The organism is Vreelandella zhanjiangensis DSM 21076 (genome assembly GCF_000377665.1).
GTDB lineage: Bacteria > Pseudomonadota > Gammaproteobacteria > Pseudomonadales > Halomonadaceae > Vreelandella > Vreelandella zhanjiangensis.
This window is the reverse complement of record NZ_KB898649.1, coordinates 174664-194898: the sequence shown is the minus strand read 5'-3', so window position 1 is coordinate 194898 and position 20235 is coordinate 174664. Positions and strand designations below refer to the sequence as shown.

The following is a 20235-nucleotide window of genomic DNA, read 5'->3' as shown; positions in this document are numbered from 1 at the left end:
TATCAATGTGTTGGTGAATGGACTCCGGTTTAAAAAAACAGCAGGGAAGCTCACCTTTTATTCATTCAATAGGTGAGCTTCTTTGTTATGTATTAGCGATTACTTCTTTTTATAGTTCAAGTTTGAAGCGGGTACTGCTTTTTTAACCGGAAAGGCTTCGATTTCCTTACGCTCAATGATGCTGTTCAATCGCCTTTCAATGGCACAAAGATTCTTGAAGTCACTGATGTCGACCAAAGAGATGGCTTCACCTGAGGCACCCGCACGGCCGGTTCGGCCAATACGGTGGATGTATTCTTCTGGCTGAAAGGGTAAATCGTAATTCACTACACGGCTCAGTTCACCGATATCCAAACCACGACCGGCCACCCCTGTAGCGATCAGGTACTTGAGCTCGCCGGATTTGAACTGACCTAAAACTTGTTCGCGCATGGCCTGGCTTCTACCGCCATGAATGGAATCTGCGATGATGCCGCGTTTTTCCAATTGGGCAACAAGCTTCGCGGCATTGTGTTTTTTCTCGGTAAAAATAAGCGCCTGGTCCCACTCTTGCTCGTTGATCAAGTGACTCAACAAGGCCGACTTGGCGTCTTTGTCTACCGCGATTAGCCATTGCTTGATGCTGGCGGCGGCGCGCTCGTTGGGAGAAATGGATATTTCAGACGCTAGATCGGTCATCTTGCTGTCTGAAAAACCATAGGCCAGCGCCCGAACGTCGCCAGTCATCGTTGCCGAAAACAACAGGTTCTGACGGTTTTCAGGCAGGCGTTCTATAATTTTGTTGATATCGTCGACAAAACCCATGTCGACCATTCTGTCTGCTTCGTCCAACACCAGGGCTTTAAGTTCATCAAAATGTAGCGCACGCTGATGAGCCAAATCCAGCAATCTGCCCGGTGTGGCGACAAGAATATCAACCCCTTCAATCAAGCGCTCTTTTTGAGGTTCGCTATCCACACCCCCATACACCGCCATAGACGTTAAGCGCAGGTGTTTAGCGTATTGAGCCACACTGGCTTCGACCTGAATCGCTAACTCACGGGTCGGCACCAGGATCAGCGCACGTATGCGTTTGCCGCGTAGCGTTCCCGCTGTACTGAATCTTTCCAGCAGAGGCAGAACAAAGGCAGCGGTTTTGCCGGTTCCGGTTTGTGCGGTGGCGATTAAATCTTTACCCGAAAGAATGGCAGGAATCGCTTGTTCCTGGATGGGCGTTGGCGTTTTGTAACCTAGGTCGGTAATCGCTTGAACAAGAGGATTGGATAAACCGAGTTTTGCAAATGACATAATGGGGCTCTGACAGATCGTCGTAAGGGGTGTCGAAAATAAAAAGTGGTGCAGTATAGCGTAAAAGCAGCCGTTCGTTGCTCGAATAGTGAAACTGACTTGATAGTATTGAATGGCGATTTATGTAATGAACTTAAACTGTTAATTACAACGAATTTTAAGTAATTTTGCAGTTTTTTTTATAATCTTATTTTGTTCATTATGAGTGCCGCGTATTAGGTCATAATCAGTTTATTAAATAGCTTTTTTATAGAAACAAATAAAGTACTTAATCTAATATAAATAGGATTTTTTTAGACTATAACCGAGCATTCTCCTCCGCCTGATCCAAAAGTACCGGTCCGCTACCCAGCTCAGCCAGTTGATCATCCGGGTTATACAGCGGGCAGCTGGTCATGCTTAAACAGCCGCAGCCGATACAGCCACTCAGGTTATTGCGCAGCGTTTGCAGGTACGCAATACGGCCATCCAGCATGCGCTGCCAGTTCTTGGAAAGCTGCTGCCAGTCTTCTACCGTGGGCGTGCGGTTATTGGGCAGTGACTCAAAGGCCTGCTTGATCTCATCCAGGCTAACGCCAACCTTCTGCGCGGCTTTGATTACCGAAATGCGCCTTAGCACTTCCGGTTTATAGCGGCGTTGGTTGCCTGTATTGCGCGAGCTTTGAATCAGCCCTTGCTGCTCATAGAAGTGCAGGGCGCTGATATTAATGCCGCAGCGCTTGGCCACCTTGCCGACACTCCAGTTCGCATCCGCCATTCTCGCTCCCATTTTTATGCTGGTTCAAAAAAAGCTTTACCTCAACTTGGGTTGAGGTTTTAACCTTTTATCCGAACCTACGCAAGGAGAACAACATGTACCTGGAACACGTGAATCTGGTCGTTGCTGATATGGATGCCATGCTGAATTTTTATCGCGCCGCTTTCCCTCACTGGCATATACGCGACGAGGGGCATGGCGAGTGGTACGGCAAACCGCGCAAATGGGTGCACTTTGGTGATGACCGGCATTACCTGGCGTTAAGCGATCATGGCGAAGGACAAAACCGGGCGCTGGAAGGCCATAGCGTGGGCCTGGCCCACTTTGCCTACGTGACCGACAACCTAGATGCCGTGGTAGCTCGATTAAATAACGTGGGCTTCGCCGTTGCCAAGCCGGGTGCCACCGAGCCGTTTCGTAAAAACGTCTACTTCGTTGACCCGGCCGGGTTTGAAGTGGAGTTTGTGGAGTATCTGAGTGATATACCGGCAGAGCGTAATTTAAATCGCGATGCGCTTTAATCAGCAGTGTAGAAAGAATCAGAGCAACTGTAAGGGGGGAGTGTAGTGAAAGTCGCCGTTGTTTTTCATTCTGCTACAGGCAATACCAAAAGGTTGGCCCAATCGGTTGCATCAGGAGCGGCAATTGAATCTGGTGTTGAAGTGGTCGCAGTAGAAATTGTGGGCGCCGATATTGTTGAAGGGCGTTTCGTTAACATTGAGCTGCTGCGGAGTTTAGATACTGCTGATGCGATTATTTTTGGCTCCCCTACTTATATGGGCTGCGTATCAGCGCAGTTTAAGGCGTTTACGGATGCCACAAGTGAGTGGTGGGCAACGCAAGTATGGGCAAACAAAATAGCAGCTGGTTTTACCATTGGCGCTAACTTAAGTGGTGATCAACTGAATACCATTCAGTACCTGCAAGTGTTCGCTAATCAACATGGTATGTTTTGGGTGGGGCTGGATATACCCGGCAACTATGATCCCGCAAAGCGAAATAGGCTTGGTGCGCAGTCTGGGCTTATCGCTCATTGTGTAGATACTGAGCTCAATGAAACGGATTTACTTGCTGCACGGTATTTAGGTCAGCGGGTAGTGCAAGTTGGGAAAAAGCTCGCGGCGTGAAGTAGGAAAAAGTGCAAATTTATGCAACGGAGTCGCTTTTGCCCAGCAAATACTCAGCGCGGATATCGACAAGTACCGCAATGCAAGCGCCTGTGACGTGATGTTCTTTGATCGCGGGGTGCTTGATGCGTTGTATATGCTTGAGGCAAAAGCGCGTTAACGCACAGCGAAACTGCGGAGTACGTTCAAGCATTCCCGTATAACAATGTCGTCTTTCTTTTGCCTGCATGGGAGGAGATTTTCGCTAAGAATTCAGAGCGCGATCAAACGTTTGATGAGGCCATTGAGGTGTTCGAGGGAATGAAATCGATGGTATCAGCAGTGGGGCTACGAAACTCCGGAAATTCCGCACGGCAGCATCGAAGAGTAAGTGGCGTTCATACTGAAGAAGGTAGAAAAGCCTTGGCAAACCGCTGAAATTGAACGTCTATACCGCTACCCTATGTGGTTGTAAATCGAGCTTAGCGATATGAATCAATCAAATACCGGGATTTTGTATCGATGATCACTTGCTAAGTTAAGTACGTCATCGATCCTAAGAAGGTCGATTGTATCGTCAGCTATGAACGCAGCTTGTTCAGGCCTGTATTGGATTGAAGCAGTACTGAGCCAAACCTGGTTAAATCGTTGCTGCGCTTCATGTTTGCCGAAGAGCGTGGCGCTATTCTTGTAAGGGCAGTGTATGTCGAAAGATTTATTCTTACCCGTGATTGAAACCGAGCGATTAACGCTGAAGCCTCTCGTCCTAAACGATTCGCAAAGCCTGCTGGAGATTTTCTCCGATCCAGAGGTCATGCGTTATTGGAACACGCCCTCCTGGTCCACTCTTCAGGACGCCCTTGATTTCATCGATGAGAGTGCCGCTTTGATGCATCGTCAAGAGGCGCTTGTACTCGGCATCTATTTGAAGTCGACAGGTGAGTTGGCGGGAAAATGTATGCTGTTCAGTTATGACCGGGAATCCAAACGTGCCGAGATAGGTTTTGGATTGGGTCGTGTTTATTGGGGAAAAGGTTATATCAGTGAGGCGGGGGAGGCGTTAATACAGTACGGATTTACTTCGTTGGGGCTTCGGCGTATCGAGGCCGAGATCGACCCGAATAATCATTCTTCTGCGAAGGCGCTGGAGAAACTGGGTTTTTTAAGGGAGGGCCTGCTACGAGAGCGTTGGGAAATTAATGGCATCGTCTCGGACTCGGCTATGTATGGCAGGCTGGTGAGTGATCACCGAACATAGTCGCCGCTTTAAAGTGAGGACGACCTCACCGCTCGATTTTCGTCAGGGGACGGCCCCGGTACTTAAAAGAGGAATACATGAGCTGGTTTATCTTGTTTGTCGCGGGCCTTTTAGAGATCGGCTGGGCCATCGGGCTGAAATATTCGGAGGGCTTTACAAAACTCTGGCCCACCGCCTGGACGATATTCTCGCTGGCGGCGAGCTTTCTATTGCTGGGCCTGGCGCTAAAAACTTTGCCCGTGGGCACTGCCTATGCGATTTGGGTAGGGATTGGCGCGGTGGGAACCGCCATTTTAGGCATCGTGCTGTTTGGCGAATCGGTGGGCGTACTCAAACTGATGAGTTTAACGTTGATCGTTGCGGGGCTTGCGGGACTTAAACTCGCCCATGCATAGCAGGGCGTTTGATCTGATGATCCGCTGAGCATTTGATGAAAATGGCTTGTCAGGTATGGCTATTCAATAGTGTTGTGCCGGTTTCAGTCTAGTGTTTTTTCTGTAGAAGCTTTTACTTGTAACGTCGTCAGAGAGTAGCCGTTCGATATCTGACATCTATCTGTAAGAGAAAAATTCGAGTATGAAGAGATAGACAGTCTTCATCGTGGGAGCAGGCAGTGATCGATCACACCGGAATCAACGTATCCAATATTGCCCTGAGTAAACGCTTTTACGAAAACGTCCTTGAAACACTTGGGTATAGAATTTGCCTGGATCTAGGCACATCGGTCGGATTCGGGGCGCAGGCAAATAAAAGCGACGATCCTGGCGGTGATTTCTGGATTTCAGAACAGACGCCTCATACGCCGAGGAGCCATATCGCTTTTCGCGCCAACACCCGCGAAGAAGTCAGGGCATTTCATGAGATGGCAATAAGATATGGGGGTGTGTGTAATGGCACTCCTGGGGTCAGGTCTCAGTATCACTCCAGCTATTATGCTGCCTTTATTCTGGAACCCGATGGCTACAATATCGAAGCTGTTTGTCATAAATAAGCCAGCACTTAGTTAGCACTCGGCCGCAAGGGATGCACATATGTCACAGTATTTTGCCGATACCGGCGTCGGGCAGCGATACAATAAATACCGTCCGAAAACCCACCAAGCCCTCTTTCAGATCATGAAACGGCATCTGCCCGCCGCACGCTTTGGCCGGGCAGTGGACGTAGCGTGCGGCACCGGCGACTCTACCGTTCCACTTCTGGATATTGCCCAGGAGGTCATGGGTATTGATTCCTCAAACGAGATGCTGGCCATCGCGCAAGGGCGTGGCTTAACCGTGAGAAAGGCGGACTACACTGAGCTGCCCGAGCAAGGCCGCTTCGATCTCATCTCGACGTGTATGGCGTTTCACTGGTTCGATACTGCCCAAGCACTGGCTGCCTATAAAACCGCATCCAATCCTGGGGCTATCTGGATCATCTATAACTTCGCGTTCGCGGGGCACTCGACTTCTGACACGTTCAATGATTGGCTCAGGCATCAATACTTTGAGCGCTTCCCATCACCGCCTCGCATACGTTATGAAGATATGAAGCTTGGCGATGACCTTCAGCTCTCCGCCCTGGCAAGTAAAAAGGGCTGGCTGCCGGTAACGTTCACGCTTGAATCGCTGGTGGGATATCTCACTACTCAGTCGAATATCGAAGAGGCAGTGCGAAAGGGCAGGGCATTGGATTCAATAGCGGCGGAGCTACGTGGAGACCTATCTCGTATCGACCTTACTGGCGCATTTAAATACGCCTACTCTTACGAAATTCTCCAGTACGCGGGTCGTTGATAAAACACATCGTACTGCCGCTGGGTATCAAGTATTTCTGAGGTGAAAAGTGAGCTATCTGGAAGTAGGTGTCAGCGAAATTCCCATCGAGCTTTTGCTTGAAGCGGACCCTTCCGAGGAAACCATAGCATCCTACCTGGAGGGCGCCTGGTATTTTGCCGCGAAGCGTGATGAAAAGGTCATTGGCGCGTGCATCGCCAAGCCGATCAATACCGGTACCGCCGAGATATTCAATATTGCGATATATCCGCAATTTCAACAGCAAGGGGTTGGGTCTGGCCTACTGCGATTCGCCTTGAATGAGCTGAAGACCAAGAATATGCAGTGGGTGGAGTTAAGCACCGGCACCTTTGGGTATCAGCTTACCTATTATCAGCGCCATGGGTTTAGAGTTGACCGGGTAGTTAAAAACCATTTTCTAGATAATTATCCCGAACCCATTTTTGAGAACGGCATACAGCACCAGGATGCGTTGCGACTATACGTTGCGTTTTAATGCTAGAGCCCTTTAAAGCCTATCCAGTACACTCTTAAATCTTTATCTGACGGTTTAAATAATGAACAAAATAGCATGGCTGCTGATCTTCCTCGCGACTCCGGTGCTGGCGGGTGTCGATTTGGTGAAAGTAGATAAATCAGACAACCGCATGTATCTCCTTGAGGGAGACGAAGTGGTCAGAGAGTTTCACGTCGCGCTTGGCGGAAGTCCGCAGGGGCATAAGGTGCAGGAGGGCGATCAGCGAACGCCTGAAGGCCACTACGTTCTGGACTATAAGAAAGAAGACTCCTCTGCTTACCGCTCAATGCATGTGAGTTACCCTAACGAAGCCGATGCGGCTAATGCAGATAGCCTGGGAGTTTCGCCGGGCGGTTTTATTATGGTGCACGGCCAATTTAACTGGCTTGGATGGTTGGGTCCTATTACGCAACGCTTTAATTGGACCAATGGCTGTATTGCATTGACCAATGCCGAAATGGACGAGTTTATGGAGCTGGTAAAGGTGGGTACGCCCATTCATATTGAGTGGTAATGCTCAGCTTATTCAGGCGGGATGTCTTCCAATTCAATGGGCTTTATATAAAAAGGCTATCTCAGTGGCAAAAGTAACCTTAAAAGGTTTTATAACCGTCCCCGAAAGCGATCTTGAAGCCGTGAAAGCCGGGCTTATTCATCACCGACAGCTCACCTTTGAAGAGCCAGGCTGCATAATGTTCGAGGTCACTCAGGATAAAGCCGATCCGTATCGTTTTAACGTCTATGAAGAGTTTATCGACCGAACCGCTTTTGAACAGCACCAGCAGCGTGTGGCGAACTCCGACTGGGGAAGGCTAACTGGTAACGTAAAGCGCCATTACGAGGTGTTTGAATAAGCTATAGAGCGCTAGTCCCATCAAGCCGATAAGGCAGCGAGTGAACAAACGCACGCGCCCTGAACGCAGCAGTGATAAAATAACAAATTGGCTGTAGATCGCGCGCCTTCAAGAATTTTTTATCGCTCAATAAGCTAATAAGTCGGTTTATTTTCATTTTTTGTTTTCAGAAACAGGGTTGTGGTTAATGATTAATACCAAGATTTACAAGGCGGTCTACGAGTTGGCTGAAAAGCTGATGAGGGCGGCTGACAAAGAAGATAGAGAGGCTTTTGATTCGCTCTATGCCGAGCTGAAAGCTATTTGCATCGAGAATGAAAATACCGATAAAGATCATCCAGAGCAGTGGGAAACGCTGGCGGACTTTACCGAGGAGTTGGATGACGCGCTGGTGGGCTATGGAAAAGCGCTGGAAAAAGCCGTTGCGATCAATTCCAAAGAGCATATGTCATCCATCGCTCTTTCCATGGCTAAATTGCAAATGGAGCTGGGCCAGACGGAGGCGGCAATTCAAAGCCTGCAAAATGCCAAGGCCAGCGCTAATAAAGTGCATGATGAAGAGCTTAAAGCCGAGATTGATGAGCTGCTTGTAAAGCTATCAGCAAGCTAGTTTGGCTACGTAAGATACAAATTTATGCTGAACCTAAAGCACATGAACATTGATTGTGCTGGATTTCCCTAAGACTAGGAGCTGTATTTTGATCAATAATGATATTCTGCGCCGTATACGGTATGTCTTTGATTTAAAAGATAACGCCGTAATGAAAATTTTTTCTCTGGCAGAGTTTGATGTCACCCAGGAGCAGGTTTCTGCCTGGTTGAAAAAAGATGACGACGCAGAGTTTGTTAAGCTGAAAAATAAAGAATTAGCCGCGTTTTTGAACGGCTTTATTAGCTTTAAGCGGGGCAAGCGTGAAGGCCCGCCGCCCGCGCCAGAACCCGATTTGAACAATAATATGGTATTCCAGAAGCTGCGTATTGCGTTGAATTTAAAAGCTGAGGATATTTTAGCTATTTTTGAGCTGGCCGAGTTTCGCTTAAGTAATCATGAGTTAAGCGCGTTTTTCCGTAAACCCAGTCATAAGAATTATCGTGAGTGTAAAGATCAGGTGCTGCGCAATTTTTTAATGGGCCTTCAGCTCCAGCTGCGCCCAGAGTCCAAGGGCTCAGAAGCCTGAGTTTATACAGCGGGCATTAGTTGTATTTCACAGCAAGGTAGAGGAGTTGTCGCCTTTGCCTTACTGGTTCAGTGAAGCAACGTATGAAATATCTAGCCCTACATTCATGCGTTCAAAAAGCCTTACCTGCTATACGCTAGCATTCACGGCGCGCTTATCGATTGCCCACCACCCAATGGAGAACCAGTGTGAATAAAGTCGTTGTCGTAACGGGAGGAGGCCGCGGCATCGGTGCGGCTACGTCAGCCTTACTGGCCGCTAAAGGGTACGCCGTTTGTATTAACTACCTGAAAAATAGTGCGGCAGCGGAATCTGTCGCGGCCAGCATTCACGAGGCCGGTGGAAACGTACTCACGTTTCAAGCGGATGTGTCGGTAGAGTCAGACGTTGAGGGGCTTTTTAAGGCAGCGCACAAGGCGTTTGGGCCCGTTACGCATCTGGTTAATAACGCGGGTGTTTTGTTTACGCAGTCTGAGTTGGCGGATATCAGCCTTGAGCGCTTTCAAAAGGTCATGAATGCGAATGTGACGAGCGCATTTCTATGCTCCAAAGCGTTTATCAATCAGGCTAAGGGTGTGGGTGCCATCGTTAACGTCTCTTCTGGCGCGGCGCGCACGGGTTCTCCGTTTGAATATATCGATTATGCGTCGTCCAAAGGGGCAATGGATTCGATGACTAAGGGCTTGTCGATTGAGTTGGCCGCCCGAAATATTCGCGTCAACGGTGTGCGGCCGGGATTTATTCATACGGATATGCACGCGGATGGCGGAGAGCCTGGGCGAGTTGAGCGGTTAGCGCCACAAATCCCGTTAAAGCGTGGCGGTACGCCTGAAGAGGTAGCCCAGGCGATTGCTTGGCTGTTATCTGACGAGGCGTCTTATGTCACCGGTTCCTTTATTGATATTGCAGGTGGCAGGTAACCTCTCGAAGATCGGTAGAGCGCATAGCGAGGTGAGGGAAGTGCTGCAATGATTACTGGATTGAACCATATTACCCTGGCCGTCAGCGATTTAGAGCGCTCATTGCACTTTTATATCCAAGTGATGGGACTGAAAGGGCATGTGAAATGGGATAAAGGGGCTTATCTGTCGGCGGGCGATTTATGGCTGTGCCTCTCTTGCGACGCGCCATGTCCTAAAAATGATTATACCCACGTTGCGTTGGATATCGCGGCCCCTGATTTTGATGACTATTGCAAGCACTTGAAAGACGCTGGCGTGCCGCAGTGGAAGGTAAATAAAAGCGAAGGGCGTTCGGTGTACATACTGGACCCTGATGGCCACAAGCTGGAAGTTCACGTGGGCGGCCTGGAGAGCCGTTTGGGGGCTCTAAAATCAAAGCCGTATAGCAGGCTTGTCTGGTTATAATGATTTATTCCTAAAGAAATTCCTCCTGGTTCCGATAATTACTTAAGCCCGTCAACTTCTTTATCGCCGCCAAGAGTTATTCATGCCAAAAATGCTGACCTGTTTTATCACGGCTTTGTTACTGATAGCACCCTATGCCCAGGCGAATACCGATGCGGCAGAAGCAGCAGTGCTGGCATGGCTTGAAGCAATCGACAGCGGCGAGTTTGAACTGGCTTGGGAAGAGTCATCACCGCTGCTTAAGCGCCCGCTTTCACCCAGCATGCTGGAACGGACCATTAGCGCGGCACGGCGTGATTTCGGGTCGGTGGAATCGCGGCGCCGCACACGCGTTATCAGCGAAACATCCATGCCCGGTGCTCCTAAAAATGATTACAAGGAGTTCACCTATCAAACGCGGTTCACCAATAAGCCCAGCATTATCGAAATTATTACGCCGCACCTGGAAGGGGGGGTTTGGAAAGTAAGCGGTTATTATGTCAACTGAGCTTATTAGCTTTATTGATTAACTACGAGCAACCCTTGTTAAGCGCTAAACTTTTACGCAGACAAAAATAGCGTTCCCCGAGGTAGTGTTCCACGGCGTGATAGCTTCAAAGTTGTGCTCGAACACATGAACTTCAAAGTAAGGCTCAAGAAGGCTGATTAACTCGGCAAAGCTAACCGCGACCATGGGATGTTCGTCATTCCATATTTGGGTGTCGCGCGCATTGGTTTTTTCAATGCTGAGTTTAAGGGCCTGCTTTTCACCACTGCCGCTGTAATACCATCCCGAGCGGAACGTGAATGCATCGTCGGCTTTTTTAGCGGTGTGTTTCACAAACAGATCGTTATCGATTTTATCCTTATCGACTGCGTTAAAGCAGAAAACCCCGCCCCGTTTTAAGGCGCTATGCGCACTTGAAATACACGCCTTGAGCTTTTCAATCCCGTCGCTGTAGTGAATCGAATACAGAAAACAGGTAATCAGATCCTGCGGCTCGTTTACCTGAAAGCTACCCATATCCTGGCATGTAAACTGGGCTTCGGGGCAGCGTATAGCGGCGATATCCAGCATGGGCTGGTTGATGTCCAGGCCGCTACTCAAGTAGCCATGATCAATAAAATGACGAACGTGGGGGCCGGTGCCGCAGGCAAGATCAAGATGAGCATTACCGCGGTTACCGAAAATTTGATGAAGCCTGCGAACCGCGTCACTTTGCGCCGGGTAGTCGATGTCCTCGCACATTAAATCGTAATAGCCAGAAAGATCGGTATAGAGTGCATTAAAGGACATGGCGGCCTGGGTAGCTTGGAATTGAGGGTGGCGCATAGTAAACGAGTGGGATGGGTTTGAGAAGTAACGCGCCCTGTTGGCTAGGCGCGTTACAGGTGAGCGAGGTTACCGTCCGCTTCTTATGTTTATTAAATAGATAATAAACATAATCAGTGACCCCGCCACAAAGCACCAGACACCGATGGTTGCGTAGGCTGCAAACGTGGGTAGAAACATAAAGCTGCCAAAGAAAAAACACAGGCTGGACAGAATACCCAGCAGGTTAGGCAGCTGTTGGCGCAGCGTCATTACCATCAGTTTATCTCCGGTGTGAACTGAAAGCTCACTGCTATGCGGTTCCAGCTGTTGATCTCCAGAATAACGCTGGTGAGTTCCATCAGGCCTTGTTCGCCAAACGCGGTGACGGCGTTTTGATAATCGTCATCGCTGACCATTGCCTGGCTGATGAGGGTAAGTGCTTCCGCCCAGGCAAGCGCAGCACGCTCTTCAGCAGAAAAGCAGGGCGCTTCTCGCCAGGCGGGCAATACATCCAGACGCGCCTGGCGCTCGCCATCATCGCGCGCCTCTTGGCTGTGCATATGCTGACAGTAACAGCAGTGATTGATTTGTGAGACGCGTAGGTGAACCAAATGAATTATCGTTTGATTTATGACTGAACCAGCCTCGACCTTGCCCAAGGCAATAAGATGTTTGGGCAGGCGAGGGCATAGACTATAAACGGCTTCAGGTGATAGACGTTGCAGCATGGATATGCTCCGGTTAATAAGTTGAAATACGAGCTTAAAACCGGAAGACTTCTACGCCTTGTAAATTTGCGACAATTTGCGCTTTCGATAAGCCGCTGGGGTTTCATAGGTGAATTTATGAAAGGCGTGAGAAAAATGCGCTTGGTCGAAGTAGCCGCACTGTAGGGCTATCTCCGCGAGGGGAAGGTGGTTAGTGGTTAACAGCTGGCGGGCATTATACATCCGGGCATAGCCCACTAAATGGCCGGGTGAAACGCCTACCTCCTGCTTTAATTTGCGCTCCAGCGTGCGCCGAGTAAATCCCAGGTTGGCCATTAGCTGCTGCAAAGGCAGTTGTAGCCGGCTAATTTCGTAAGCCAGGTTTTGAGTGCGGCTATTGCTGGGCGATTGGCATTCCAGCCGGCTCATCAGCCAAGCCTCTAACAGTGCAAGCCCTTCTACTGTATTAACTTGGTACAGGCGTTCGACAACCGGCATCAGGCTATCCAGCCATGGCGGTTTATCATCAATGCCTAGTGAATGATGGATATCTGAAAACTGCTGTGGTTCGAGGCCCAATAGAGCGTAGGCGCCTGCCGCCTTGAATCGAATGCTTAAGCGAGTTTCTGCCGGATTAAACGTTTCAAGCAGGGTGCTTTTATTAAAGCAAAACGTGATGGTTGGCTGGGAGCTGGCAAGTCTGATCGTAAGGCTGGAACCGGCATCAGGGTAGAGCTTTTCCGTTTTAGGTGGAACAACACTGCCTTGCCCAGTCATGGACCAAAGACATTGTACCCATGGGCGAAGACGCGGGTCAGGCAGGCGCTGTTGTAAATTCAAACAGGCAGCGTTGCTGGGCAATATAAATAGGGCCATGGCGTCACCCCTTTGTCGTTGATGAACGGGCCTCATCGCATGATCTGCATTAAACCGCAAACACATGGGCTCTGAAAGTGGCTATGCTTGAGCAGTGAAGCTTTAACTACGCAATCATGCGTTAACCAGGATTGAATCTTACCGGAGGCATTATGGATGAGGCCGTTTATTGGTATGCGCTGGCGACGGTGCTGCTGTTTGCAAAGATGTTTGCCACGTCTTTATATCAAGGCTTTCACCGCATCACGAAAATGACCTTTAAAACGCCAGAGGATGCGGCAATGGCGGGCAAGTCGCCTGCGCAAGAGGAGTTGCCGCAGGTACAAAAGGCCAGCAAAGCCTGGTCGAATGATCTTGAGAACATTCCCATTTTCCTGGGGCTGGGCGTTGCTTACGTTCTGGTGGGCGCCTCTTCAGGGCTTGCCATGTGGCTCTTCATGCTATTTACCGCTTCGCGCTACTGCCATACGCTGTGTTATCTGAACTCGCTTCAACCTTGGCGAACAATTTCCTATGGCGTGGGGATCCTGTGCATGATCATCATGTGCATTCAAATCCTGGTTACGCTGTTCTAGCCATTGGCGCTGCTGCTAAAGGTGAATTAAATCGGTAGGGATCGCTGGGAGCGGCGCCATACGCCTGGCGACGTATCTTCCTGGCGCGACCAGGTTCTGCGCAGCTGGCGCTCGTCACCAAACCCTGATTCAGCGGCAATACGGGCGAGTGTCCAGGTGGTTTCGGTCATTAACGCTTTGGCGCGCTGAAGTCTTAAACCCACAATGTAATCGCCTACCAGCATGCCGGTGAGGTGTTTAAATCGTCGCCGAAAGTGACGTTCGCTCATGGCGGCTTGTGCGGCGAGCGTTTCCATCCGCCAGGGTTGTGAGGGGGCCGCACAAAGAGAGTCTTGCACCCGATGAATTCGTTCATCTACGTGGTTGCGCCCTTCAAGCCAGGCGCCCAGTTGGGGTTCCTGCCCGCTGCGGCGAAGGTAAAGCACCATCTCCCGGGCAACGCTCAAGGCCAACTGATGGCCGCATGTGCGGGTAAGCCAGTAGAGCATGGTATCCACGCCGGTCGAGATACCGGCACTGGTTAAATAGTGCCCGTCTTCGATAAAGATGCAGTCGCGCTGTACCTTGGCCAGAGGCGCGTTGGCTCGTAGCTGGTCAAGCAGCGTGTGGTGCGTGGTGCAGCGTCGCCCATTCAACAGGCCCGTTTCAGCAAGCAGCAGGGTGCCTGAGCAAACCGTCATCAGCGTATCGGCATACTGGGCATTCGCCTTGAGCCAGCCGACACACGTTTGCTGTACCAATGGCTCAATGCTGTTGCGATACTGCCCGGGGATTAGCAGCAAATGCTGATGGGGTAGCTGCTCTGGCAGTGGGTCTATGCCGCTAAGCGATAGCGGCCCGAGCCATTGCAAGGCGTCCTGCGGGCCGATATAGCGTACGTCAATCTCGATTGACAGGCGGCTTGCGCATTGCAGTACCTGAAGCGGACCAATCAAATCGAGCGGCACTTGCCCCGGCATCATCAATACTGCAATTCGTAACGGTTCACTCACGCTGGGTTTGCCACTCATTGATTAAATCCAAGGTGCTGATGATACGCGCAAAGCGCTCTTCAAGTACCAGCTCCGTGCGTGCCTTGATATCTTCCGCCGACCAGGTGATGCCTTGGCGCGTCATGGGGAAGGTCAGCGTTGCATCGCTGACGAAATCGACGCTAAAGCCCAAATCTGACCCAACCCGCGCCGTTGTTTCACAGCACTGTTCGGTGCGAATACCGCTAATCACGAGTTGGGTAATCCCGCGTTCATGCAGCCAGCTTTCAAGTGCCGTATCGCTAAAGGCGTTATGGACACGTTTGTTAAACGTGACCGCCACCGCATCGTTAAAATTTTCAAGCGGACAAACCAGGCCATTTGCCGGGTCAAACGCGCCTTGGCTGCCGGGCGCTTCATGCAGTATCCGCACAACGGGAATCTGATGCGCTTTGGCTGCGTTTAACAGGGCGCGCTGGTTTGGCCGCCACGCTTCAGCCAGCGATTCTACCCAATAATCACGCGCGGGAAAGGAAGATTGCACGTCGATCATGAGTAGCGCGGTGTTTGAGAGTGACATGGTAGGCCTCAGTTGCATGTAAGTGAGGCTACAGCCTAGAGGGTTCAGGTAGTGCTAACGATACGCTGAGCGGTCATGAAGCGGACAATATCGGACATTGATGCAAATTAGATTATTGCGCTAGACAGGGCTCATCAAACCATTACGATACGCGTACCGACATAGCTTTAGCCCAAGAGAGATTCCATGCCCCTTATCGCTACTACCCCTGAGCCGCCTTACTACGCAGTGATTTTTACCTCTGTGCGTACGGATATCGAAGATGGCTACGATGACATGGCGGTACGCATGGTGGAGCTGGCCGCCCAGCAGCCGGGGTTTCTAGGCGTGGAATCAGCGCGCAATGAGGTGGGCGTTACCGTTTCCTATTGGGCGGATCTGGACTCGATAAAAGCGTGGAAAGCCCATGGCGAACATAAAGAAGCGCAACGGCTTGGGCATCAGCAGTGGTATCGGCATTTTAAAACCCGGATTGCCAAAGTGGAGCGGGATTACGGGTTTTAGGGCTGACTATATTACCAGCCCAGCTAGGAACTGCAGGCCGAGTACAAGCAATAGAGCCGCCACGCCGCCCACAAGGCTTGCGGCCAGTGCGTGACGTTTCCAGAGAATAAGTACGCCGTGGCCAAACCGATAAACAAGCCAGGCCAAGCCGAAATAGCGCAGGCCGCGAGCAATAAGCGCGGCTAGAGCAAATAGCAGGATCGGATAGCCTGAGAGGCCGGCGGTAATCATGGCTAGCTGAAAAGGGATTGGCAGAATGCCAATGACCAGGATCGACACAAAACCGTACTGGTTAAAAAGGGTCTGGAAGGTTTGATAGCTATCCTGCAAGTCCATGAAGCCGATAAACCAGGTGCCTATGGATTGGAATAGCAGCATGCCCACGCCGTAACCTACTAGTGACGCAACCAGGCAACCCGCGGTGATGACTGCTGCCATGTGCCAGATACGTGATCGGTTGGTGGCCATCAGGGGAATCATCATCAGCTCAAGAGGAATGGGCAGGATGATGGTTTCCAAGAACGAAAGAACGCCTAATAGCCATAGCATATGCCTTGAGCGGTTAATGCGCTCGAGCCACGCTTTCATACGTCTTGATGCAATGACCATGAAGAAACCTACATCGCCGGGTTGATGCGGCGATAAATAGACGCCAATACACTATAGGCGCCAAACGCGAACAGCCCAATAGCGACAAAAACCAACAACCACTGGCCATAGGCCTGACTTCGCAGCGTACTGAATACCTCTTCTGTGCCGCCTGCTTCGCTAGGGCTTATCTGATAGGCGGCGATAAGAAAGAAGCTGCCGACAATAATAAATACCAGACCACGAATCGCTAAGCCAAAACGGCAAACCGGGTAAGCCCAGCGTTGGGTTTGCCGCGGCATGTCAAAGTTTTTATCGAATTTGGCTTTTAAGCCCTTGAGGCCATGGGCTATACCCGCGCCAATAATCGCCAACCCCACAGCACCTACCAGCCAGCGTCCAAAAGGCTGTTGCAGCAACCAACTGACGATGCCTTCAGATCCACCCGAATCACCAGAAGAGCTGCCCAGACGAAAGATCAGACTAGCGGCGTAGAAGGCCAGCAATATATGAGTGACGGCACTGACCAATAGTCCTGCCCGGATGGCGAGCCCTTTCGCATTAGTGCCGTGGTGATCAGCATCCTTGACTGCCTGGATGGTGCGCCACATCGCGTAGCCAATAAGCCCCAGGGCTATGATTGCCAATAGAATTTTACCAAAAGGCGCGGTTAATACGCTTTCCAGAGCGCCCCGGCTGCCCTCGGTCTGGCCACCTTCGCCCAGCGCGGCAAGTGCGGCAAGGCCGCCGACCAGTAAATAGACAACACCGCGAGCCGCGTAACCCATACGGGCAAACAGAGTAATAGCATCCCGATGATCACGCACAGGTGTTTGTTTGGCCATGGTGTCCTCCTGACTGAATGGCTTTATTCAATATCCGTATTAATCGGCTGTCCATACTGGGCCGGTCGCATGTTATTGTCTAGCGTGAGTGATGAGGTAGCTGATATCGAAGCGTTAACGGCCATTTTGCTATCCATCATTTCACTATTGGCTTGGATATAACCTATGCCCCCACGCTCTTCTTCTTTAGCGGCCCCTGTTTTTTGGCGTCACCCTGGGATACCGCATATTGAGCTTCGCAAAATCAGCGATGCCCGTCAGGTATGTTATGCGCCGCATAGCCATACTCATTGGTCGTTTGGAGCAGTCACCGCCGGTAAAAGCACGTTTCGTTATCGCGATTCGTCTTATCAAATTAGCGCGGGCGACTTAGTGTTGATGAATCCACATTGGGTGCATTCATGTAATCCTATTGAAAATGAGCCTTGGGCTTATCTGATGCTGTATGTGGATACACACTGGCTTACCGACTTGCGTTATCAGGCAGGGCTTCTGGCTTCCTCCGACTGGGAGGATATTGCAACGGCGGTGATATCGCAGCCAAGGTTTTATCACGCTTACCGGGCGATGGCCGCTTGCCTACTGGATAATCAGCGTAGCTTGCTTGAGAAGCAAACGGTAGTAGTCGATTATTTGTTGGAAGTATTGCAGTGGCTTGCCCGAAAGCCCCATCAGCCGCTACAAAAAGTGCCAAATGAGCTTTTGGCAGTAGCCGCGTATTTGGATGCAAATGCATCAAAAGAGTTATCTCTAGCGGATCTTTGCAACTTCTCTGGGTATAGCGCTGGGCATCTTATTCGTACGTTTAAGCAACACTTTGGTTTAACGCCCCATGCGTATCTGGTAAACCGGCGAATTCAGCTCGGCCAGCGTGAGCTCAAGCTCGGCAAACCCATCGTTGAAACCGCCTTGAAGGTAGGCTTTAACGACCAGCCCCATTTTCAAAGGACCTTTAAGCAGTTGGTCGCAGCTACTCCCAACCAGTATCGACAATCGCTAAGTGAATAATAAATATAGGCAGCTTACGGCCAATAACACTGCGAGCAGCCGGTTAATGGCGACTAGTAGCCGAGGGGTTTGAATATAGCGCTTTAAAAAAGCGCCCGCGTAAACCCAGCTTGCTAGCGATAGCCAACAAATGGGTAGGTAGAGCGCGGCGAACATGGCAATTTGTGTCAGGTCATTACCACTTGTATAAGCGCCAATACCTGAGGCGGAGGCAATCCATGCCTTAGGATTGAGCCACTGCATAAGCGCACCTGTCATAAATCCAGGCGGTTTGGGAGTTGCCTGCTCAGGCAGCGTGCCGTCATCCATTGCTAACTTAATACTTAGATAAAGCAAAAATGCTATCCCTGCCCACCGGAGTAGCTCTTCAAGTAAAGGCACTGTGGTAAGTAAAGAGTAAAGCCCAGCGCCAACGCCTATAAACAACGCTATAAAGCCTAGCGTGGCGCCGGTCACAAAGATTAACCCTTTAGCGATAGGGTAGTGAGTACCGCTACTTAGGCATACCAGATTCACCGGGCCAGGAGAAATAGACGCTGCAAGGGCAAAGGCTGACATAGGTAGTAATAGTGAAACGCTCATGATGATCCTCCAAAACAGTAAGAGGAGTGTGCGATAACGTGAGGACTGCGTATTGTATAAAATTGATATGCGCAAGATTCGGGTCGGCAGGTGGGCATGAAGCGCTTACGCTAGAGGGTACTTGTAGATAAAAGCACTTGTAGATAAAAGTACTTGGATAAAAGTGCTTGGGTATCAAGCAGAGGAACCGGCAATGGATGATTACGCGCGTATCGAAAAGGCGATGGCCTACATGGTGGAGCGAGCCAAACTGCAGCCCAGCCTGGATGAGGTTGCCGCTCATGTCCATTTAAGCGCCTATCATTTTCAGCGTCTGTTCTGCCGCTATGCTGGTATTTCGCCCAAGCGCTTTTTGCAGGCCCTAACCTTGGAACGGGGTAAGCAGCTATTAAAAGAACCCCGCACACTGCTTGATGTGGCTCACGAGCTTGGCCTAAGCGGGGGCTCACGGCTTTACGATCACTTTGTGCAGCTGGAAGCGGTGACGCCTGGCGAGCATAAGCGCCAGGGGGAGGGTGTACGTATCGAGTACGGCGTGCATGCAACGCCTCTGGGTACCGTGCTGGTAGCAGTCACCCCACGTGGCATCTGCCGCATGGGTTTTGTGGATGCCACCAGTTCCGATGAGCTGCTGGCGCGGCTTGCTAAGGAGTGGCCGCGAAGCACGCTCAATCATCGTCCTGAGGCGACGGCGTATGTAGTCGATGCGCTTTTTGCAAAGCCTGAAGCCAAGCCCGGTACGCTATCGCTTCACGTGACCGGCACCAATTTCCAGGTGGCCGTATGGCGAGCGTTGCTCACCATCCCAGAGGGACAGCTGGCGAGCTATACGCATATTGCCCAGGCACTTGGCATGCCTAAATCGTCGCGAGCCGTGGGCAATGCGGTGGGGGCCAACCCAATTGCACTGTGGATTCCCTGCCACCGGGTTATTCAACAAAGCGGTGCGTTAGGCGGCTACCGTTGGGGCATTGCTAAAAAACAGATGGTGCAAGCCTGGGAGCTTGCACAGCTAACGGCTCAAACATCTGAAGCAGAACCTGTCACTATCTACTAACTTTCCACCTAATCGTTAACATGGAGGTTATAAATGAACATCACCGCTATTCAAGCTGATATCACCACGCTTGATGTTGATGCCATCGTCAACGCTGCCAATACCTCGCTTCTGGGCGGTGGCGGCGTGGATGGCGCCATTCACCGTGCCGCTGGGCCTGAACTACTGAAAGTTTGTCGAACGCTGGGTGGATGCTCAACTGGCGATGCAAAGCTGACCGAGGGTTTTAAGCTACCGGCGCGCTACGTGATTCATACTGTTGGCCCGGTATGGAATGGTGGAACGCACGGTGAAGCTGAGCTGTTGGCATCGTGCTATCAACGCTCCTTGGCACTAGCTGAATCGGTCAGTGCGCGCTCGGTAGCGTTTCCAAGTATCAGCACAGGTGTATACCGTTATCCTATTGAAGAAGCTGCAAGGATTGCTGTATCAACGGTGAGCGAGGCACTGAAGCAGGGCTCGACCGTTGAGACGGTTACGTTTTGCTGCTTTTCTTCCAGGGATTTGGCTGTATATGAAGCGTGTCTTGGCCAATTAAAACCCTAATAA

General features: G+C 50.7%; 30 protein-coding genes. 19 read left to right on the top strand and 11 right to left on the bottom strand.

Annotated features, from left to right (window positions below):
- Positions 1-99 precede the first annotated feature (99 nt).
- Both D467_RS0109950 and soxR read right to left on the bottom strand, forming a co-directional pair.
- Positions 100-1287: a DEAD/DEAH box helicase gene (locus D467_RS0109950; protein ID WP_018917370.1), complete on the bottom strand. Its 1188-nt coding sequence runs from the start codon at positions 1285-1287 to the stop codon at positions 100-102.
- A 298-nt stretch (positions 1288-1585) separates the two neighbouring features.
- Positions 1586-2044 (bottom strand): redox-sensitive transcriptional activator SoxR, encoded by a 459-nt coding sequence (gene soxR / locus D467_RS0109945; protein WP_018917369.1) that lies wholly within the window; start codon positions 2042-2044, stop codon positions 1586-1588.
- Between the two features lie 95 nt (positions 2045-2139).
- Here soxR and D467_RS0109940 point away from each other — a divergent pair, with 95 nt between their 5' ends.
- From D467_RS0109940 to D467_RS0109870, 14 genes are all read left to right on the top strand, one after another.
- On the top strand, positions 2140-2565 hold the full coding sequence (locus D467_RS0109940; RefSeq protein WP_018917368.1) for a VOC family protein: 426 nt from the start codon (positions 2140-2142) through the stop codon (positions 2563-2565).
- A gap of 45 nt (positions 2566-2610) precedes the next feature.
- Positions 2611-3171 carry a flavodoxin family protein gene (locus tag D467_RS0109935; RefSeq protein ID WP_018917367.1) on the top strand — a complete coding sequence of 187 codons (561 nt, stop codon included), beginning with the start codon at positions 2611-2613 and terminating at the stop codon, positions 3169-3171.
- Between the two features lie 682 nt (positions 3172-3853).
- Positions 3854-4408 (top strand): GNAT family N-acetyltransferase, encoded by a 555-nt coding sequence (locus D467_RS0109925; protein WP_018917365.1) that lies wholly within the window; start codon positions 3854-3856, stop codon positions 4406-4408.
- A 77-nt stretch (positions 4409-4485) separates the two neighbouring features.
- Entirely contained in the window at positions 4486-4803 is a 318-nt protein-coding gene (sugE, locus tag D467_RS0109920; RefSeq protein ID WP_018917364.1) for a quaternary ammonium compound efflux SMR transporter SugE, read from the top strand.
- 218 nt (positions 4804-5021) lie between these two features.
- A complete protein-coding gene (locus tag D467_RS0109915; protein WP_018917363.1) occupies positions 5022-5399 on the top strand; it encodes a VOC family protein in 378 nt (125 codons plus the stop codon).
- A 40-nt stretch (positions 5400-5439) separates the two neighbouring features.
- Positions 5440-6183 carry a class I SAM-dependent DNA methyltransferase gene (locus tag D467_RS0109910; protein ID WP_018917362.1) on the top strand — a complete coding sequence of 248 codons (744 nt, stop codon included), beginning with the start codon at positions 5440-5442 and terminating at the stop codon, positions 6181-6183.
- A gap of 49 nt (positions 6184-6232) precedes the next feature.
- Positions 6233-6679, top strand: a complete 447-nt coding sequence (locus D467_RS0109905) for a GNAT family N-acetyltransferase (protein WP_018917361.1) — start codon at positions 6233-6235, stop codon at positions 6677-6679.
- Positions 6680-6740: 61 nt separating this feature from the next.
- Complete coding sequence (locus D467_RS0109900; protein ID WP_018917360.1) at positions 6741-7214, top strand: L,D-transpeptidase family protein; 474 nt, start codon at positions 6741-6743, stop codon at positions 7212-7214.
- 64 nt (positions 7215-7278) lie between these two features.
- Positions 7279-7554, top strand: a complete 276-nt coding sequence (locus D467_RS0109895) for a putative quinol monooxygenase (RefSeq protein WP_018917359.1) — start codon at positions 7279-7281, stop codon at positions 7552-7554.
- 187 nt (positions 7555-7741) lie between these two features.
- Complete coding sequence (locus D467_RS0109890; RefSeq protein WP_018917358.1) at positions 7742-8164, top strand: hypothetical protein; 423 nt, start codon at positions 7742-7744, stop codon at positions 8162-8164.
- A gap of 88 nt (positions 8165-8252) precedes the next feature.
- A complete protein-coding gene (locus tag D467_RS0109885) occupies positions 8253-8732 on the top strand; it encodes a YehS family protein (protein WP_018917357.1) in 480 nt (159 codons plus the stop codon).
- A 188-nt stretch (positions 8733-8920) separates the two neighbouring features.
- On the top strand, positions 8921-9652 hold the full coding sequence (locus D467_RS0109880) for a glucose 1-dehydrogenase (RefSeq protein ID WP_018917356.1): 732 nt from the start codon (positions 8921-8923) through the stop codon (positions 9650-9652).
- A gap of 48 nt (positions 9653-9700) precedes the next feature.
- Complete coding sequence (gene fos / locus D467_RS0109875) at positions 9701-10099, top strand: fosfomycin resistance glutathione transferase (protein ID WP_018917355.1); 399 nt, start codon at positions 9701-9703, stop codon at positions 10097-10099.
- Positions 10100-10181: 82 nt separating this feature from the next.
- The gene (locus tag D467_RS0109870) at positions 10182-10586 is read left to right on the top strand and encodes a DUF4019 domain-containing protein (RefSeq protein WP_018917354.1); all 405 of its coding nucleotides are present in this window, start codon (positions 10182-10184) and stop codon (positions 10584-10586) included.
- A 45-nt stretch (positions 10587-10631) separates the two neighbouring features.
- Here the strand turns inward: D467_RS0109870 and D467_RS0109865 are convergent, their stop codons facing one another.
- The 4 genes from D467_RS0109865 to D467_RS0109850 all read right to left on the bottom strand — a co-directional run bounded on the left by D467_RS0109865 (position 10632) and on the right by D467_RS0109850 (position 12976).
- A complete protein-coding gene (locus D467_RS0109865) occupies positions 10632-11375 on the bottom strand; it encodes a class I SAM-dependent DNA methyltransferase (protein ID WP_026285705.1) in 744 nt (247 codons plus the stop codon).
- A 105-nt stretch (positions 11376-11480) separates the two neighbouring features.
- Entirely contained in the window at positions 11481-11669 is a 189-nt protein-coding gene (locus D467_RS0109860) for a YrhK family protein (RefSeq protein WP_018917352.1), read from the bottom strand.
- Positions 11669-12121 carry a carboxymuconolactone decarboxylase family protein gene (locus D467_RS0109855; protein ID WP_018917351.1) on the bottom strand — a complete coding sequence of 151 codons (453 nt, stop codon included), beginning with the start codon at positions 12119-12121 and terminating at the stop codon, positions 11669-11671. The genes D467_RS0109860 and D467_RS0109855 overlap by 1 nt, the downstream gene beginning before the upstream one ends.
- Before the next feature lie 51 nt (positions 12122-12172).
- The gene (locus tag D467_RS0109850; RefSeq protein WP_018917350.1) at positions 12173-12976 is read right to left on the bottom strand and encodes a helix-turn-helix transcriptional regulator; all 804 of its coding nucleotides are present in this window, start codon (positions 12974-12976) and stop codon (positions 12173-12175) included.
- Positions 12977-13128: 152 nt separating this feature from the next.
- Here D467_RS0109850 and D467_RS0109845 point away from each other — a divergent pair, with 152 nt between their 5' ends.
- Positions 13129-13551: an MAPEG family protein gene (locus D467_RS0109845; RefSeq protein ID WP_018917349.1), complete on the top strand. Its 423-nt coding sequence runs from the start codon at positions 13129-13131 to the stop codon at positions 13549-13551.
- A 26-nt stretch (positions 13552-13577) separates the two neighbouring features.
- Here the strand turns inward: D467_RS0109845 and D467_RS0109840 are convergent, their stop codons facing one another.
- The gene (locus tag D467_RS0109840) at positions 13578-14561 is read right to left on the bottom strand and encodes a GlxA family transcriptional regulator (protein WP_018917348.1); all 984 of its coding nucleotides are present in this window, start codon (positions 14559-14561) and stop codon (positions 13578-13580) included.
- Positions 14536-15102 (bottom strand): isochorismatase family protein, encoded by a 567-nt coding sequence (locus D467_RS0109835; protein WP_018917347.1) that lies wholly within the window; start codon positions 15100-15102, stop codon positions 14536-14538. Before D467_RS0109835 ends, D467_RS0109840 begins: the two co-directional genes overlap by 26 nt.
- A 186-nt stretch (positions 15103-15288) precedes the next feature.
- On the opposite strand from D467_RS0109835, the gene D467_RS0109830 reads away from it, so the two are divergent.
- Positions 15289-15606: an antibiotic biosynthesis monooxygenase family protein gene (locus tag D467_RS0109830; RefSeq protein ID WP_018917346.1), complete on the top strand. Its 318-nt coding sequence runs from the start codon at positions 15289-15291 to the stop codon at positions 15604-15606.
- Positions 15607-15612: 6 nt separating this feature from the next.
- On the opposite strand, the gene D467_RS0109825 is transcribed toward D467_RS0109830, so the two are convergent.
- Together D467_RS0109825 and D467_RS0109820 are read right to left on the bottom strand one after the other, a co-directional pair.
- Complete coding sequence (locus D467_RS0109825) at positions 15613-16215, bottom strand: YqaA family protein (protein WP_018917345.1); 603 nt, start codon at positions 16213-16215, stop codon at positions 15613-15615.
- A gap of 8 nt (positions 16216-16223) precedes the next feature.
- On the bottom strand, positions 16224-17039 hold the full coding sequence (locus D467_RS0109820; protein WP_018917344.1) for a DUF1206 domain-containing protein: 816 nt from the start codon (positions 17037-17039) through the stop codon (positions 16224-16226).
- 165 nt (positions 17040-17204) lie between these two features.
- Between D467_RS0109820 and D467_RS0109815 the strand changes: the two genes are divergently transcribed.
- The gene (locus D467_RS0109815; RefSeq protein WP_018917343.1) at positions 17205-18047 is read left to right on the top strand and encodes an AraC family transcriptional regulator; all 843 of its coding nucleotides are present in this window, start codon (positions 17205-17207) and stop codon (positions 18045-18047) included.
- On the opposite strand, the gene D467_RS0109810 is transcribed toward D467_RS0109815, so the two are convergent.
- On the bottom strand, positions 18036-18629 hold the full coding sequence (locus D467_RS0109810) for a LysE family translocator (protein ID WP_018917342.1): 594 nt from the start codon (positions 18627-18629) through the stop codon (positions 18036-18038). The two genes, D467_RS0109815 and D467_RS0109810, sit on opposite strands and share 12 nt — an antisense overlap.
- 193 nt (positions 18630-18822) lie before the next feature.
- Between D467_RS0109810 and D467_RS0109805 the strand changes: the two genes are divergently transcribed.
- Positions 18823-19686 (top strand): methylated-DNA--[protein]-cysteine S-methyltransferase, encoded by an 864-nt coding sequence (locus D467_RS0109805; RefSeq protein WP_018917341.1) that lies wholly within the window; start codon positions 18823-18825, stop codon positions 19684-19686.
- 33 nt (positions 19687-19719) lie between these two features.
- The gene (locus D467_RS0109800) at positions 19720-20232 is read left to right on the top strand and encodes an O-acetyl-ADP-ribose deacetylase (protein ID WP_018917340.1); all 513 of its coding nucleotides are present in this window, start codon (positions 19720-19722) and stop codon (positions 20230-20232) included.
- Positions 20233-20235 lie beyond the last annotated feature (3 nt).

What these genes read in the sequence shown, in the direction of transcription:
- D467_RS0109940 (WP_018917368.1), top strand. Translation starts at nt 2,140, where the DNA reads ATGTACCTGGAACACGTGAATCTGGTCGTTGCTGATATGGATGCCATG.
- sugE (WP_018917364.1), top strand. Translation starts at nt 4,486, where the DNA reads ATGAGCTGGTTTATCTTGTTTGTCGCGGGCCTTTTAGAGATCGGCTGG.
- D467_RS0109830 (WP_018917346.1), top strand. Translation starts at nt 15,289, where the DNA reads ATGCCCCTTATCGCTACTACCCCTGAGCCGCCTTACTACGCAGTGATT.
- D467_RS0109800 (WP_018917340.1), top strand. Translation starts at nt 19,720, where the DNA reads ATGAACATCACCGCTATTCAAGCTGATATCACCACGCTTGATGTTGAT.
- D467_RS0109845 (WP_018917349.1), top strand. Translation starts at nt 13,129, where the DNA reads ATGGATGAGGCCGTTTATTGGTATGCGCTGGCGACGGTGCTGCTGTTT.
- D467_RS0109865 (WP_026285705.1), bottom strand. Translation starts at nt 11,375, where the DNA reads ATGTCCTTTAATGCACTCTATACCGATCTTTCTGGCTATTACGATTTA.
- D467_RS0109870 (WP_018917354.1), top strand. Translation starts at nt 10,182, where the DNA reads ATGCCAAAAATGCTGACCTGTTTTATCACGGCTTTGTTACTGATAGCA.
- D467_RS0109950 (WP_018917370.1), bottom strand. Translation starts at nt 1,287, where the DNA reads ATGTCATTTGCAAAACTCGGTTTATCCAATCCTCTTGTTCAAGCGATT.
- D467_RS0109860 (WP_018917352.1), bottom strand. Translation starts at nt 11,669, where the DNA reads ATGGTAATGACGCTGCGCCAACAGCTGCCTAACCTGCTGGGTATTCTG.
- D467_RS0109820 (WP_018917344.1), bottom strand. Translation starts at nt 17,039, where the DNA reads ATGGCCAAACAAACACCTGTGCGTGATCATCGGGATGCTATTACTCTG.
- D467_RS0109900 (WP_018917360.1), top strand. Translation starts at nt 6,741, where the DNA reads ATGAACAAAATAGCATGGCTGCTGATCTTCCTCGCGACTCCGGTGCTG.
- D467_RS0109835 (WP_018917347.1), bottom strand. Translation starts at nt 15,102, where the DNA reads ATGTCACTCTCAAACACCGCGCTACTCATGATCGACGTGCAATCTTCC.
- D467_RS0109850 (WP_018917350.1), bottom strand. Translation starts at nt 12,976, where the DNA reads ATGGCCCTATTTATATTGCCCAGCAACGCTGCCTGTTTGAATTTACAA.
- soxR (WP_018917369.1), bottom strand. Translation starts at nt 2,044, where the DNA reads ATGGCGGATGCGAACTGGAGTGTCGGCAAGGTGGCCAAGCGCTGCGGC.
- fos (WP_018917355.1), top strand. Translation starts at nt 9,701, where the DNA reads ATGATTACTGGATTGAACCATATTACCCTGGCCGTCAGCGATTTAGAG.
- D467_RS0109815 (WP_018917343.1), top strand. Translation starts at nt 17,205, where the DNA reads ATGCCCCCACGCTCTTCTTCTTTAGCGGCCCCTGTTTTTTGGCGTCAC.
- D467_RS0109855 (WP_018917351.1), bottom strand. Translation starts at nt 12,121, where the DNA reads ATGCTGCAACGTCTATCACCTGAAGCCGTTTATAGTCTATGCCCTCGC.
- D467_RS0109825 (WP_018917345.1), bottom strand. Translation starts at nt 16,215, where the DNA reads ATGGTCATTGCATCAAGACGTATGAAAGCGTGGCTCGAGCGCATTAAC.
- D467_RS0109805 (WP_018917341.1), top strand. Translation starts at nt 18,823, where the DNA reads ATGGATGATTACGCGCGTATCGAAAAGGCGATGGCCTACATGGTGGAG.
- D467_RS0109925 (WP_018917365.1), top strand. Translation starts at nt 3,854, where the DNA reads ATGTCGAAAGATTTATTCTTACCCGTGATTGAAACCGAGCGATTAACG.
- D467_RS0109890 (WP_018917358.1), top strand. Translation starts at nt 7,742, where the DNA reads ATGATTAATACCAAGATTTACAAGGCGGTCTACGAGTTGGCTGAAAAG.
- D467_RS0109810 (WP_018917342.1), bottom strand. Translation starts at nt 18,629, where the DNA reads ATGAGCGTTTCACTATTACTACCTATGTCAGCCTTTGCCCTTGCAGCG.
- D467_RS0109840 (WP_018917348.1), bottom strand. Translation starts at nt 14,561, where the DNA reads ATGAGTGGCAAACCCAGCGTGAGTGAACCGTTACGAATTGCAGTATTG.
- D467_RS0109910 (WP_018917362.1), top strand. Translation starts at nt 5,440, where the DNA reads ATGTCACAGTATTTTGCCGATACCGGCGTCGGGCAGCGATACAATAAA.